Raw genomic sequence first — 14,291 nt, forward strand, 5'->3', positions numbered from 1 at the left:
CTCAAAAACATGCAGGAGTGCAAGGTTTCTGCGGAGGATCATAGTCGGTGTCGTTTTGCTTCACGTAACATGAGTAAAAACTTAAGTAATTAGGCTAGTGTCATTGGACTGCACTTTATTCGTGCTTGATAGATTCCAGACCATAGCCACGGAATAGGTGTAATACTTCGACATGTGGATCCCTTCGAAACTGACTCGTCCCGGCCGCTTACACAATGCAATTCTGCGTCCTAGGGTTCTCGATCTGCTTCAGAATGCAGATTGCTATAAACTCGTACTGTTCCGCTCTCCAGCTGGATACGGCAAGACCACCATGGCTGCCCAGTGGTTGGTAGATAAACCCAACGTAGGTTGGTATAGCATCGATGACAGTGACAACGATGCCTTCCGTTTTATCAACTACCTACTTCAATCACTCAATAAAGCGACGCAAAACGCCTGCCCTAATGCGCAAAAGCTGGCAGAGAAAAGACAATTTTCATCGCTGCATTCTCTATTAAGCGAAGTGTTCGCCGAGATGTCTGAATTCCATCAGGAATGTTTCCTTGTATTGGATGACTATCACTTGGTTAACAATGACGACATCCACGAAGCCATGCGCTTTTTCCTAAAGCACATGCCCGACAACCTAACGCTTGTTGTGACCAGCCGCGGCACACCGCCACTGGGTACAGCAAACCTTCGCGTTCGTGACTTAATGATTGAATTAGGCAATGACTCTTTGGCATTCGATACCGAAGAGACCACACGCTTCTTTAATCAACGTGTTGCCGATGGTATTGATGACACAACCGCCGATAGTATTTGTAGTTATGTCGAAGGTTGGCCTTCTGCACTGCAACTTATCGCGCTTCAAGCACAGCACCAAAAACGCACACTGGCGCAGTCTGCTGAGTCATTCTCTCACTTCAATCATGCTCATTTGTGGGATTACTTGGTTGAAGAAGTCTTCGACCTGCTAGACAAAGAAACCCGCCAGTTCTTGATGCAATGTTCTGTACTTGATCACTTTAATGATGGACTGGTATGTGCGCTAACTCAGCGCGAAGATGCGCTTGGAATGATCGAGTCTCTCAACCGATTTGGTCTGTTCATCTACCCTCTTGAGGGTGAGAAAAACTGGTATCGCTTCCATAATCTGTTTGGTGAGTTCCTTGCCCATGAACGCCAAGCTCGCATTCCACAACAAGAAGCTGAACTGCACCGCAGTGCGGCAAAAGCGTGGATCAAACAGAAAACACCGCATCAAGCACTACGTCATGCACAGCGCGCCGATGATCCTGATTTGATTATTCAAATCCTCAGCGAACACGGCTGGCAGATGTTCAACCAAGGTGAGTTGTCATCACTAGAGATGGCAATTAAGCAGCTCACGACCGATCAGCTCTACAGCGAACCAAAGCTGTCGATGCTACGCGCATGGTTGGCGCAAAGTCAGCATCGTTATGATCAAGTGGGTACCTTGTTAGAAGAGGCAGAAACTCAGTATCAAGCACGAAACATTGAACTCGATACTCAGCAGCAAGGCCAATACAACGCACTACGTGCACAAGTTGCTATCAACAGTAATGAACCTGAAAAAGCGCTCGAACTCGCAGAGCTTTCTCTAAGCCAGCTTAATACCACGGTTTACCGCAGCCGCATTGTGGCAACCTCGGTTGTTGGCGAAGTGAATCACGTAATGGGTAACCTAAGCCGTGCTCTACCAATGATGCAGCAAACTGAGAAGTTGGCTCGCCAGTATCAGGTTTACCATCAGGCACTGTGGGCGATTCTTCAGCAGAGTGAAATCTTGATAGCTCAAGGCTACGTTCAAGCTGCATTTGAATTGCAAGACAGCGCGTTCAAATTGATTGAAGAGCACCAACTGCAATATGTACCTCTGCATGAATTCTTGCTACGCGTACGAGCACAGATCTTCTGGTGTTGGAACCGTTTAGATGAAGCAGAAGAGTGTTGCTACAAAGGCTTAAATATCCTTGGTCACCACTCTCCAAGCAAACACCTTCATAGTTACTCAATGCTGGCTCGTATTTCACTGAGCCGCGGTGAGATCGACAAAGCATCGAAGTTTATCGACCAGATCCAACACTTACTCCGCCAATCAACCTACCACGTTGATTGGACGGCAAACGCTTCACTGTCTCTGATCTTGTTCTGGCAAGTGAAAGGCGATAAAGATGCTATCCGCGACTGGTTAAGCGTTGCGGTAAGACCGGAATCTGCGAGCAACCATTTCTGTCAGCTTCAGTGGCGTAACATCGTGCGTGCTCACATCATCCTTGATCAATATGAAGAAGCAGAAGAGGCGCTAGCATTCTTGAAGAGCGAAGCACAGTGTTCACAATTGGTCACTGACACCAACCGTAACTTGATTGTTGAGGCGGTGCTACGTACACAAATCAATGATGAAGACAGCGCGCGTGTATTGCTTGAAGAAGCCCTACACATGACCAACCAAACAGGCATGGTCGGTAACTTCTTGGTCGATGGTGGCACTATCGGGCATATTCTAGATAAGTTGAGCAACAAACCTGGCTTGGGTGATTTAGAACGCCACCGAGCACAGCAAATCATGAAGGATATCTCGACCACGCAGCGCAGCCGATCCGTTCACTTTGATGAAGACTTTGTTGAAAACTTGGTTAACCACCCGAATATTCCTGAGCTCGTGCGCACTAGCCCACTTACTCAACGTGAATGGCAAGTACTAGGCTTGATCTACTCTGGCTTCAGTAACGAGCAAATCGCTCAAGAGCTGGATGTGGCAGGGACAACGATCAAAACTCACATTCGAAACCTTTATCAGAAGCTCAACATCGCTAACCGTAAAGAAGCGATCAGCACAGCAGAGAATTTGTTGCAGTTGATGGGTTACTAAACAGATTCGAGAAAAAACATAAGCTGGTCACCGATGGTGGCTGGCTTTTTTTTCATCTGAAATTCAGAGCCTAAAAGTATCGGAGCGGGATTAGAAAAAGGAGAACACCAAATGACAGGAAAAAAATAGCCAACCGCAATAATCGCGATTGGCTCTATATATTTGTGAACAAATCATAGGTTCACTAACAACGTCAGTTGGCTAGGTGACCCTCGGCTTAAGAAGGGTCATTTGATACTTAGCAGTTAACGTGCCAACTTTAATTAGGCATTTTATAAGTCCTGTATCGCATAAAAACGGTTAATTTCACATGTGAATTGCAAAGTGCACTTGCATAATGCAATCAAAGTGCAACATTGATAAGAGACCAGTTTCAACCCTAGCGTTAATGATAAATTACTAAGTGATTGTATTTTATATGTTAGGCAGATATTCAAACCAACGTATTGCCTTACAATTAAGAGAGCAAGAAAAGCACCTTCTCAGTAGCATATTCATACTTTTTTGACAGCAAAGTTTGTATACTGCACTAAATCACCCTCAACTCTATGAAGCAATGAACTACTTAAGTACTTTTTTCAAAGGCATGGCCATGGGCGCAGCTGACGTTGTCCCAGGCGTTTCAGGCGGCACCATCGCATTCATCACAGGTATCTACGATACGCTATTAGAAAGCATTCGTAGAATTAACCCTAGCGTACTTGGTTTATGGAAACGCGAAGGCTTCAAAGCTGCGTTTAGCCATATCAATGGCTTTTTCTTAATTTCTTTGTTCGCAGGCGTATTTACCAGCATTGCGACATTAGCAAAACTGATTTCTTGGTTATTAGTCACTCACCCAGTACCTCTATGGTCGTTCTTCTTTGGCCTGATTTTGGTGTCGGTTTTCCATATTCTTAAACAAGTAGAAAAGCGCGATATCATTCGATTCGTGTTTTTACTGCTTGGTGTTGCCTTTGCTTATAGCATTACAGTGCTTAAACCACTGCAAATGGAGCCAACCAGCATCAACATCCTAATTGCAGGTGCGATCGCGATCTGTGCGATGATCTTACCTGGCATATCAGGCAGCTTCATTTTGCTGTTAATTGGTATGTACGGCCCCGTACTTAGCGCCGTGAAGGAATTCCAAATTGACGTGCTTGCCCTATTTCTTGCGGGCTGTGTGATCGGTCTGCTGACTTTCTCACATGTACTGTCTTGGCTATTACGTTCATTCCGCGACTTCACGCTTGTGTTCTTAACCGGTTTGATGATTGGTACGCTACCTAAGATCTGGCCTTGGAAAGAGACCATCAGCTGGCGCATCAATTCTAAAGGTGAGCAAGTGCCTCTCATCCAAGAGAACTTATCGCCGTTTAACTTCGAAGCCGTCACCTCTCAACCTTCTCAACTGACCTTGGCTGTGATCATGATGCTGGTTGCCATCGCATTAGTTCTTGGCTTAGAAAAGTTCGCTGAGCGCAATGCTGACTAACCTCTAACAATCGAGCGGCATTTCGCATGTAGGGTGCTTTCCTTAAATAGCGACGTGTCAGTAAATTGAATCAAAGCGAAGCTACTGGCTTCGCTTTTTTATATCTACCATACGCACAAAATTGCTTTTTGATACAAGCACGTATTGAGTGGTGTGATACCATCGCCGTTCTTAAAAAATCAATTGAGAACACGACATGCACCCAGCATTAAAGGTTGCTGCGCTCTGTATTGCGCTGGTCGCTGGCTTTTATGGACCACAGGCAGTCGAGCAATTTAAATCGGTAGTAGAGAGCCACTCTCCTGACGTCAACTTAGATGACTACTGCATGCTTTCAACAACATCGTGTGAGCAAGACAGCGTTACTATGACCCTTGAACACGAAAAAGCTCAACCTCTAGTCCCAACAAAAATTAAAGTGGTTTGGGAAGGCGCAGCCTCTGATAGCTTGATGCTATCGCTGGAGGGTTTAGAGATGGAAATGGGCTCAGCACGTTTCCAATTAAAAAATACTGGTAACAACATCTATGAAGGTAATGTCATTTTACCCGTGTGTACCATGGATCACATGACTTGGCTTGGTGAGCTTACCGATGGAGTTGAAACCGTAAAACCTGCAATAAGGATGACAAGATGAGTAAGAATTGGTCGCTAGCGTTGGTTGTAGCGTTTGTACTTGGCTTTGGAGTTAAAAGCTATCTCGATGATCAAACAGAGGCTCAAGAGCAACACGCTGAAGAACTACAATTCTCCGAAACGACGCTTTTTGGAAATGACAACCAACCCATAAAACTCTTTGACGAAACCGATGACAGAATTCGTATCGTTTATTTTGGCTTCACGCGCTGTCCTGACGTTTGCCCAACGTCACTAGCGATGCTAGCTGGAGCTCTCAACCAAATCTCTGATGAATCGAAGGCTAAGATTCGCCCGATGTTTGTTTCTCTTGATCCAGAGCGCGATGCCGCGGAAGCATCATATGAATACGCGCAGTACTTCAACCCAATGATTGAAGGTATGAGTGGTCCATTGGATATAACCACAAATCTGGCGCATAAATACGGTGTTATTTTCAGAAAGACACAGCTTGAAGATTCAGAGCTAGGATACACACTTGACCACAGCTCATATTTCTACTTTTTAAAGCCCAATGGTACCTTGATTACTAAAGTACCGCACACGTTGACGCCTGCGCCAATTGTTGAAGCGATCAACACATTGACGCGTTAGAGTGCTAAGAAACTCTAGAAACAGCGTGTACAAAAATAAAGAACTCAACCAATAGAGTTCGAAACGTAAAGTCAGGTCCCAGACCAACACATAAAACAATAAGGACAACAACATGAAGTTAAAAGCACTTGCTCTAGCAGGCTTATTGCTCACTCCTCTTGCTCACGCAAAAAGCGACATCATGGTTCATGACGCGTACGCTCGTGCGACACCGCCAACCGCAGTAAACAGCGCAGTATTTACGACCCTGATGAACCATAGTGACAAAGATCGCGCTATCGTTTCTGCGACGACACCTGCAGCAGGTAAGGTAGAGCTTCATGATGTTATCGTTGAAGGTGATGTGATGAAAATGCGTCAGGTTCAACAGATCACAATCCCAGCAAATGGTGAAGCCGTACTTAAGCCTGGCAGCCTGCACATTATGTTGTTTGACCTAAAAAATGGTCTAAAAGAGGGTGAGCAGATCGAAATGACACTGACTTTCGCGAATGGCGAAACACAAACTTTCGAAGCACCCGTTAAGAAAGTGATGAGTGGCATGAAAAAGATGAATCACGATCATCACTAATTCGAGAAACTGATGCTCACGAGTCTTATTAAGAGTCGCAACACACATCGGTAAAAATTAGACAAAATAAGCCACGATGACTTCTCGCCATCGTGGCTTTTTGTTTCAATTAAATAAGAAAGCGACTTTTTACGCACACAATGTTCTTACCAATCGCCGTTTACATCTTCAAATTTACAGTATATTAGATCCATAAAATATGGATTTGCAGATTTACAATCCAATAAAAATACATTTATTTAACATTTACCTCTAAAAACACCACGTAGTGCAAACAATCACACTAAAAGTAAACTATTCCTAGACACCCGCTACGATCCCGCTAATATGACCGCCCATTCCACTAGTGTATAGTTGGATTCGGTACAACTTTATAAAAGATACATCACTATAATAAATTAACAATTGCAGGTATTTTATGCAAAATCACAACATGCTCGCCCGCATCGCTCGTGGGAATCTTGTCCTCCAGATCCTTGCTGGTATTGTTTTCGGTGTCGTTCTCGCCATGGTTTCTCCTTCAGCAGCTCAAGATGCAGGCCTTTTAGGTAGTCTGTTTGTTGGCGCTCTGAAAGCTGTAGCCCCAATTTTAGTATTCATTCTTGTTGCAGCTTCTATCGCAAACCAAAAGAAAGGTCAGCATACTCATATGCGTCCAATCATCGTACTTTACTTGATTGGTACCTTCTCAGCTGCACTCACAGCAGTAGTACTTAGCTTCATGTTCCCAACCACTTTGACACTGGTTGCTGGCGCAGAAGGTGCTACTCCTCCTCAAGGTATCGGTGAAGTTCTTCACACGCTTCTATTTAAACTTGTAGACAACCCAGTAAGCGCGCTAATGAACGCAAACTACATCGGTATTCTTGCTTGGGCTATCGGTCTTGGTCTTGCTCTGCACCACGCATCTGCGACAACAAAAGCGGTTTTCGAAGATTTAAGCCACAGTGTTTCACACATTGTTCGCTTCATCATTCGCTTAGCGCCATTCGGTATCTTCGGTCTAGTTTCAGCGACTTTCGCAACCACTGGTTTTGAGGCGCTAGCAAGCTATGGTCAACTTCTAGCAGTACTACTAGGTTCAATGCTAATCATTGCTCTAGTGGTTAACCCACTGCTTGTTTTCGTTAAAACAAAGCAGAACCCATACCCTCTAGTTTTTCAATGTATTCGTGAATCAGGTGTAACGGCATTCTTCACTCGTTCAAGTGCTGCAAACATCCCAGTAAACATGAACCTTTGTAAGAAACTAAACCTAGACGAAGACACTTACTCTGTATCTATCCCACTAGGTGCAACCATCAACATGGCTGGCGCTGCAATCACCATCACTGTGTTAACGCTGGCTGCTGTACACACTATGGGGATTGAGATTGATATCTTCACTGCAATCCTACTAAGCCTTGTTGCTGCGGTATCTGCATGTGGTGCATCTGGTGTTGCCGGTGGCTCACTGCTACTTATCCCTCTTGCATGTGGCCTATTTGGTATCTCAAACGATGTTGCAATGCAGGTAGTAGCGGTAGGTTTCATCATCGGTGTGATTCAAGACTCTGCTGAAACAGCGCTTAACAGCTCGACAGACGTAGTGTTCACAGCTGCAGTATGTAAATCTGAGCAGAACAAAGCTTAATATGCCTTTATTGGCTCTCAAGCCAAAAGCTATATAAAGAAAAAGGGAAGCATCTGCTTCCCTTTTTGTTATCCAAATTTCATTATAACCATTCAAGCTGTATTCAACTTATCACGATGGATAATTCAGTGAACACCGCTCACTAGCTTCTGCTCCAATTAGACTGACTAAAATCTAGAGGGTCACTAGTCTGGTTAGCTTGCTTATCTGTTGGTACTTGTTCTGTATTCGATTGCTGGCTGTAATCGGCATTCGCTTCTTGTACATTCGATAGCGACGTTTCTATATGGCTAGTCTCTACATTTAATGACTCACCCTCTTCATCAGACGCTTCTTTCACTTTCTTTGGAATCGGTATATTGCGTTTGTAGAGCTTATTGAGCGCTTTGATTATTGAATGCTTGGTGATCGCTTGTTGGGTAAGTTTCGTCATGATCGGTTTAGTCAGCGCTTGTAAGCCTACAACCGCATCGACACCCAGCTCACCACCTACTTTATCTCTCTGCGACTTAGCTTCTGAGTAACCAAAGTGAGCAGATAGGAATAGCCAGATATAAGCAATCGCATTACCGTTTTCACCATGGTCTATCCATGCTTCACCCGCTCTAAACATCGCCTCTGCACTGTTCTTTTCGGCTGCAGTTTCAAACCAGTACACAGCCTCACGATGGTTAGGTTCTACGCCAACGCCTTTTAAGTAACTCATACCGAGTTTGATCTTACCGCCTAGGTTGTTTTTCTCTGCCGCTTTGCGATACCAATCAACAGAGCTTTCTGCAGAGTAGTCTGGGTTTTCTTTGTCTAAGCACCAGTCACCCATGAACAACATCGCTTCGGTATTACCACCAGCAGCAGATTCCTCAATGTAGGTGTAACCCTTGGGAATGTTCTTTAAGGTCCCGCGCCCATGAACCAGCGCTTTACCCATCTCAAATTTCGCCGATATGTCGTTGTCTAAGGCTGCGATCGCAAGCTGCCAAAAGTTAGCTTGTTCTCTTAAGATCAAGTCTTCTTTGCGCTTCATACTTATGCGAACAATGCCGTACATACCGTTGACGTTATCCAAATGTGCCGCTTTATCGTACCAATATATCGCTTCCTTGATATTGTTACGCTCCGCTTCTTTCGCTAAAAAAAGAATCGACGGGACATGCCCAGTTTCTGCTTTAAAGTGGCGCTCTTTTTGCTCTTGGATACGTGCTTTTTCAATCGCCTTTCGGTAAGCAACAGCACGCGCTTTACGCTCTTGTTCCAAGCGCTGTTTTCTCAGTGATAAAGAAATCAGCCACACGGCAATAAGTATTAACGAAAGAGCAGTCGCACCAATTGCGATTCCCATTGTACTCATAAAATGTTTAACCTAATTCGGTTTCGTTCTACCCTGTATCGGCCACAAGTAGCCTGTATTGAGTAGTTAATTTCTGGGTCTATTAACCCTGATGGTGACAAGAGGCGCAGTCTCTAAACGCGCCAGCTTAAACTTGATTCAGTATCTCAGGAATACATAACAATAAGAAGTCTGCAAAGACTAACCCGTACGCAACCCATAAATCGTGTGATCTTGCTTCAATAAGGATTGTTCTCTCCAATTTACATTTCATCAAGTTAGGCTCAACCGCTCACCAAAAACCGATGGTTCAAGACCTGTACTTGAAAGCAGCGATGATGCATGCACTCCACCAATCGTGACAACGTCACGCTCACGTGAAATATTAAGATCTAGGAAGCGGCCCTGATCGTCGTTCTGGAAGTAGAAATTGATGGCCGCATGCTCACTACAAAAGATCACCCAATTGGTAAAGAGGTGATTCACGTTCACTAAATTCGATTAAAGAAGCACTCTTTGTGAGAAATAAAAGCGCTCAGGCATGCTATAACTGAACTTTACATTGTAAATTAGTGAGTGCTAGAAAAGTAAAAAGCAGCCAGTTCGTGTGATGTTCTGGCTTCTTTTTTGATTTGATATGGCAGGAAACTGTTAGTCTTGCTGCATCTTCTCCCAAATCGTCGGCGACCCAATATAACCTTGCACAGAGGTGATGAACTCTTTCACTAGCTTGGTCTGCTTACGGTGCGGGTAGACAGCATAAATGGCAGTATCTGCTGTTGAAATGGTGTAATCAGGAAGCAGTGTCACTAATCCCAACTCTTTCATCGAGGCGTACAGGTTTGATTTATCAAGAAAACCATAACCTAAGCCATCTATCACACAAGACACCATAGTACGAACATCACTCACCTTGGAGTTCCCGCGAATCGTCAGGCTCTGGAAAGTGTTGCCATGTGGCTCTTCACTAATACGCAGATGATCCACCGTCATATCACCATTGGTATAAATCACCGCAGGCAGAGACAACAGATCTTGTGGCGTTTTCGGCTCCCATGCTGCTTCACAAAGTCATTCGAGGCGACCAGCATGAAGTTACTGTCAGCTATCTTCTTCGCAATTAGATTCGATTCCACCAACTTACTGAAGCGAAAGGCGATATCAAACTGCCCTGCGATGATATTAGCGATCTTGTCATCTAGTGAAAGTACGATCTGAACATCTGGGTACTTTCTCATGAACTGCGTGATGATAGGTTGCAGATATTGCTGACCAAAATAGATGGGCGACGTAATACGCAGCACCCCTTTAAGTTCAGACTGATACGAATCAGCAATACCTTGAATCTGATTGATGGTGTCTTTCAGCACATAGGTTTGCGCGAGAATATCTTCCCCTGCCGACGTCAAAGAAAACGAGCGAGTAGAGCGGTTGAGCAGCTGAACACCCAAGCCTTGCTCAAGCTTTTTGATCTGTTTTGAGAGAGAGGAATTGTCCATGTTGTGCAAGGTTGCCGCTTTGGTAAACGATCCTTGTTGAACCACATCTAAGAACAATAGCAACTGATTGGTATTGGGCACTGTGCCGCTCCTAATATTAAGCTCGATTAACGTTCATCTTTAGGGGTATCCATCACCACCATGGTTGTAATGGATTGAACCTGAGCACACTCCCCCAGCACATCGGCATGAAACTTCTTGTAGCTCGGCAAGTCTTTAGTCTCGACTCGCAACAAGTACTCATTGGCACCGGTGATATTGTGACACTCGACCACCTCTTTCTCCATAGCGACGTGCTCTTCAAACTCCAATTGAGCAGATTTTTTGTGGCTTGATAAACCGATCGAAACGTAGGCGATAAAACCCACGCCCATTAAGCCGTTATCTAAAACCGCACGGTAACCTTGAATGATGCCTTTACGCTCAAGATCTTGTACACGCCTTAACGTCGCTGAAGCCGACAAACCAATCCGCTCTGATAGCTCAATGTTGGAGATTCTGCCGTCCAACTTAAGTTCTTGCAATATCCTTTCGTCAAATCTATCCATAAGTACTTATTATTGTGCATTTGGTGATAATAGAGAAAATAAAAGCACATAATTGCCTCACTTTCCACCTACTATGTTTCTCAACACGTGAAAGTCATGACCGGTCAGTCACTTCGTTCATTTTATTGCTGGAGAACCATTATGCCTTTAGAACAACTTAGCGCACTTGCCTTGTTTGCGTTTGTCTCGACCTTCACGCCAGGTCCAAATAACATTATGCTTATGACATCAGGTGCCAATGTTGGCTTTGCCCGTACCATTCCGCACATGCTTGGCATTGCTCTGGGGTTTGCAGCTATGTTGCTATTGGTTGGCTTTGGTTTAACGGGAGTTTTCAACGCCTATCCTGTGACTCACCAAGTATTGAAATACCTGAGCCTTGCGTACTTGGTTTACCTCGCAATTAAAATAGCCAAGAGTGGAAAAGCGAAAAGCACTGAAGCTTATAAACCGATGACCTTCATCGGCGCGGCAAGTTTTCAATGGGTTAACCCGAAAGGTTGGTCAATGGCACTAACAGCCATATCTGTTTATAGCAGCGGCAGTTCATGGTGGGAGCTTGCAATCATCGCAGCTATTTTTACGCTAGCTAACCTGCCATCGGTCACCTTCTGGACGGCAGCTGGTAAGCAGTTACAACACTGGTTAACAACGCCAGTCCGCATCAAAAGCTTCAACTATGGTATGGCGGGCTTGCTATTAGCATCAACAATTCCAATGCTCTAATCGAATAACTTCTATATTTTAACGGTTAGTACTCTGCTGCTAACCGTTATTCTCGTTAAAAGTAACCCACAAGCTCACCAAGCCAGCGACCAAACATTGCCTGCCCGCTCGGCGTTAACGTCCAGGCAAACGCCGTTACATTAATTACTACTGTTAGCCAATAAATCGCTCTGAACGGCTGTTTTTGTGTTTTATGACGCAGCTTATCTTGTGCGATCAAAGCCCCTAACCAGCCACCAGCTACCGAAAAGATGTGCAGGGTTTTCTCTGGCACGCGCCAATTACCATTAATCGCGGCTCGCTTGTCTTTTGCGTACACAAAAAACGTCACGACACCGATAACTAAATACCACGCCAATAGCGTTTTTGAGCTTTCCGCAAACAACGCAGACACCGCCACCAGAACCAAATAAGTGATAGTGATTTGAACAGATGAAGACAACATCAACTCCTTTTGGGTAACAGCTCACATACTGTGGCAATTACGCCCTGTAGATTTTGATAAGGATGAGTAAGGCGTATTGTAATTCGGTTAGTCTGCAAAAAATAAACAAGCCCTTTCGCCCCTACATTACATGATGGAAGTTAAAGGAATTATAAATATGTACAACCAAAAGTACGCCATCTACCAAGTTTTTACGCGTTTATTTGGCAATAAAAACACCCAACATGTCCCATGGGGCACCATTGAACAAAATGGTGTGGGCAAATTCAGTGATTTTACCGACAAAGCGCTATCTGAAATTCGCAAGCTTGGAATGACTCACATTTGGTATACCGGAGTTCCTCACCACGCTTTAATCAATGACTACAAACACATTGGTATTTCAGACGATCACCCAAGCGTGGTAAAAGGCCGTGCAGGCTCTCCTTACGCTGTCAAAGATTACTACTCAGTTAACCCTGATCTCGCGGATAACCCCGATCAGCGACTAGAGGAATTTGAGGCGCTAATTAAAAGAAGCCACGACCACGGCTTAAAGGTAATCATTGATATCGTCCCTAACCATGTTGCACGTCATTACAAAGGGTTGAACAATCCCGAGGGCGTCAGTGACTTTGGTGCTCACGATGACACAACCCTCGAATACCACAGAGACAATAACTTCTACTACATCCCCAACAGCACCTTTAAACTGCCAAATATCGAGCCCGATTTTACTCCGCTTGGTAGTGAACAACACCTAGCCCTACACTCTCCGTTTATCGAAATGCCCGCTAAATGGACAGGTAATGGCTCACGCCTAGCGAAGCCTAACTTCGACGATTGGTATGAAACCGTGAAGATCAATTATGGTATGCGCCCTGATGGTTCAACGGACTTCTCAGAGTTACCGAGTGACTATGCTCAACGTAATTACCGGGATCATTTCGACTTCTGGAAATCAATCGATTTGCCTAGCTCTTGGGTTAAGTTCCGAGATATCGCCTTGTTCTGGTTAGATAAAGGCGTCGATGGGTTTCGTTACGATATGGCTGAAATGGTACCGGTCGAGTTTTGGAGCTATCTCAACTCATCCATAAAAATGCAAAAATCCGATGCCTTTCTTATGGCAGAGGTGTATCAGCCAGACTTATACCGCGACTACATCCACTTAGGCAAAATGGACTATCTATACGACAAAGTGGACCTATACGATGGGCTCAAAGCCGTTATGCAGGGCAAAGCTTCAACAGCCATCATTCCCGAGATTCAGCATCAGATGATGGACATAGAACACCACATGCTGCACTTCTTGGATAACCATGACGAACAGCGCATAGCGTCTCCAGAGTTTGTTGGCAATCCAAATATTGCTAAGCCTGCAATGCTCGTTAGCACCTTATTGAGCAGTTCACCAACGATGATTTACTTCGGACAAGAAGTCGGTGAACCAGGCGCGGAGAACGCAGGCTTTGGACAACCCTCTCGTACATCCATCTTTGACTACATAGGCGTCCCACAGCATCAAAAATGGATGAACCACGGCGCATTCGATGGCGGGCTATTAAACGATAGCGAAAAGCAGCTGCGTCACTTTTATCAGAAGGTGATGAACTTCTCTCTTGAGCACTCTTCAATGACAGGGCATTACCGAGATTTACACCAAAGCAATAATTTGAGTGATTCGGTTTACGCATTTCTACGCTATGATGACCAAGAGCTAATAATAGTTGCTGTGAATTTCAGCCAGTACACGACAGAACGTGTTTGCTTGGTTATTCCACGTGATGTAATCCAAGCAATCAAAATTGCGGACGGCAGTTACTTGCTTAATGAACATATCGAATCTATTCCGCAACAAGAATTACACGTGAAGGAAGGAGTTGGAGGTTTCAATATTGAATTAAAGCCGCTGGCATCGTTGGTTTGGGTGTTGCCATTACATAATTAACACCCTTGTCGATGTTATATAGAA

At 44.6% G+C, this 14,291-nt stretch carries 14 protein-coding genes; 8 read left to right on the forward strand and 6 right to left on the reverse strand.

The window, feature by feature from the left end:
• The first annotated feature begins 172 nt into the window (after positions 1-172).
• The 6 genes from malT to sstT all read left to right on the forward strand — a co-directional run bounded on the left by malT (position 173) and on the right by sstT (position 7,792).
• Positions 173-2,881, forward strand: coding sequence for an HTH-type transcriptional regulator MalT (gene malT, locus ACTRWI_RS00980; protein WP_499128598.1), 2,709 nt, complete (start codon positions 173-175; stop codon positions 2,879-2,881).
• A gap of 556 nt (positions 2,882-3,437) precedes the next feature.
• Positions 3,438-4,358 carry a polyprenyl-phosphate transporter gene (locus tag ACTRWI_RS00985; RefSeq protein WP_499128738.1) on the forward strand — a complete coding sequence of 307 codons (921 nt, stop codon included), beginning with the start codon at positions 3,438-3,440 and terminating at the stop codon, positions 4,356-4,358.
• A gap of 196 nt (positions 4,359-4,554) precedes the next feature.
• Positions 4,555-4,995 carry a hypothetical protein gene (locus ACTRWI_RS00990; RefSeq protein ID WP_499128601.1) on the forward strand — a complete coding sequence of 147 codons (441 nt, stop codon included), beginning with the start codon at positions 4,555-4,557 and terminating at the stop codon, positions 4,993-4,995.
• Positions 4,992-5,588 (forward strand): SCO family protein, encoded by a 597-nt coding sequence (locus tag ACTRWI_RS00995; protein ID WP_499128604.1) that lies wholly within the window; start codon positions 4,992-4,994, stop codon positions 5,586-5,588. The genes ACTRWI_RS00990 and ACTRWI_RS00995 overlap by 4 nt, the downstream gene beginning before the upstream one ends.
• A gap of 112 nt (positions 5,589-5,700) precedes the next feature.
• A complete protein-coding gene (locus ACTRWI_RS01000) occupies positions 5,701-6,159 on the forward strand; it encodes a copper chaperone PCu(A)C (protein WP_102423303.1) in 459 nt (152 codons plus the stop codon).
• Between the two features lie 418 nt (positions 6,160-6,577).
• Positions 6,578-7,792, forward strand: coding sequence for a serine/threonine transporter SstT (gene sstT / locus ACTRWI_RS01005; RefSeq protein WP_499128609.1), 1,215 nt, complete (start codon positions 6,578-6,580; stop codon positions 7,790-7,792).
• 142 nt (positions 7,793-7,934) lie between these two features.
• Here sstT and ACTRWI_RS01010 read toward each other — a convergent pair whose 3' ends face one another.
• The 5 genes from ACTRWI_RS01010 to ACTRWI_RS01030 all read right to left on the reverse strand — a co-directional run bounded on the left by ACTRWI_RS01010 (position 7,935) and on the right by ACTRWI_RS01030 (position 11,166).
• The gene (locus ACTRWI_RS01010; protein ID WP_499128612.1) at positions 7,935-9,140 is read right to left on the reverse strand and encodes a tetratricopeptide repeat protein; all 1,206 of its coding nucleotides are present in this window, start codon (positions 9,138-9,140) and stop codon (positions 7,935-7,937) included.
• Between the two features lie 252 nt (positions 9,141-9,392).
• Positions 9,393-9,605: a hypothetical protein gene (locus ACTRWI_RS01015; protein WP_499128615.1), complete on the reverse strand. Its 213-nt coding sequence runs from the start codon at positions 9,603-9,605 to the stop codon at positions 9,393-9,395.
• A 165-nt stretch (positions 9,606-9,770) separates the two neighbouring features.
• Positions 9,771-10,148: a LysR substrate-binding domain-containing protein gene (locus ACTRWI_RS01020; RefSeq protein ID WP_499128618.1), complete on the reverse strand. Its 378-nt coding sequence runs from the start codon at positions 10,146-10,148 to the stop codon at positions 9,771-9,773.
• Positions 10,130-10,699, reverse strand: a complete 570-nt coding sequence (locus ACTRWI_RS01025) for a LysR family transcriptional regulator (RefSeq protein ID WP_499128620.1) — start codon at positions 10,697-10,699, stop codon at positions 10,130-10,132. The genes ACTRWI_RS01020 and ACTRWI_RS01025 overlap by 19 nt, the downstream gene beginning before the upstream one ends.
• A gap of 26 nt (positions 10,700-10,725) precedes the next feature.
• Positions 10,726-11,166 (reverse strand): Lrp/AsnC family transcriptional regulator, encoded by a 441-nt coding sequence (locus ACTRWI_RS01030; protein ID WP_137406201.1) that lies wholly within the window; start codon positions 11,164-11,166, stop codon positions 10,726-10,728.
• Positions 11,167-11,307: 141 nt separating this feature from the next.
• On the opposite strand from ACTRWI_RS01030, the gene ACTRWI_RS01035 reads away from it, so the two are divergent.
• Positions 11,308-11,892 (forward strand): LysE family translocator, encoded by a 585-nt coding sequence (locus ACTRWI_RS01035; RefSeq protein ID WP_499128623.1) that lies wholly within the window; start codon positions 11,308-11,310, stop codon positions 11,890-11,892.
• A 55-nt stretch (positions 11,893-11,947) separates the two neighbouring features.
• Here the strand turns inward: ACTRWI_RS01035 and ACTRWI_RS01040 are convergent, their stop codons facing one another.
• Positions 11,948-12,334, reverse strand: coding sequence for a DUF1294 domain-containing protein (locus ACTRWI_RS01040; protein ID WP_499128626.1), 387 nt, complete (start codon positions 12,332-12,334; stop codon positions 11,948-11,950).
• Positions 12,335-12,494: 160 nt separating this feature from the next.
• Here ACTRWI_RS01040 and ACTRWI_RS01045 point away from each other — a divergent pair, with 160 nt between their 5' ends.
• Positions 12,495-14,267, forward strand: a complete 1,773-nt coding sequence (locus tag ACTRWI_RS01045) for an alpha-amylase family glycosyl hydrolase (RefSeq protein WP_499128629.1) — start codon at positions 12,495-12,497, stop codon at positions 14,265-14,267.
• Positions 14,268-14,291: the final 24 nt, after the last annotated feature.

This window comes from Pseudoalteromonas sp. G5_S1_14_S5, from assembly GCF_054968605.1.

Excerpts from the sequence above, each read along its gene's own strand:
- malT (WP_499128598.1), top strand. The coding sequence starts at position 173 with ATGTGGATCCCTTCGAAACTGACTCGTCCCGGCCGCTTACACAATGCA.
- ACTRWI_RS00985 (WP_499128738.1), top strand. The coding sequence starts at position 3,438 with ATGAACTACTTAAGTACTTTTTTCAAAGGCATGGCCATGGGCGCAGCT.
- ACTRWI_RS00990 (WP_499128601.1), top strand. The coding sequence starts at position 4,555 with ATGCACCCAGCATTAAAGGTTGCTGCGCTCTGTATTGCGCTGGTCGCT.
- ACTRWI_RS00995 (WP_499128604.1), top strand. The coding sequence starts at position 4,992 with ATGAGTAAGAATTGGTCGCTAGCGTTGGTTGTAGCGTTTGTACTTGGC.
- ACTRWI_RS01000 (WP_102423303.1), top strand. The coding sequence starts at position 5,701 with ATGAAGTTAAAAGCACTTGCTCTAGCAGGCTTATTGCTCACTCCTCTT.
- sstT (WP_499128609.1), top strand. The coding sequence starts at position 6,578 with ATGCAAAATCACAACATGCTCGCCCGCATCGCTCGTGGGAATCTTGTC.
- ACTRWI_RS01010 (WP_499128612.1), bottom strand. The coding sequence starts at position 9,140 with ATGAGTACAATGGGAATCGCAATTGGTGCGACTGCTCTTTCGTTAATA.
- ACTRWI_RS01030 (WP_137406201.1), bottom strand. The coding sequence starts at position 11,166 with ATGGATAGATTTGACGAAAGGATATTGCAAGAACTTAAGTTGGACGGC.
- ACTRWI_RS01035 (WP_499128623.1), top strand. The coding sequence starts at position 11,308 with ATGCCTTTAGAACAACTTAGCGCACTTGCCTTGTTTGCGTTTGTCTCG.
- ACTRWI_RS01045 (WP_499128629.1), top strand. The coding sequence starts at position 12,495 with ATGTACAACCAAAAGTACGCCATCTACCAAGTTTTTACGCGTTTATTT.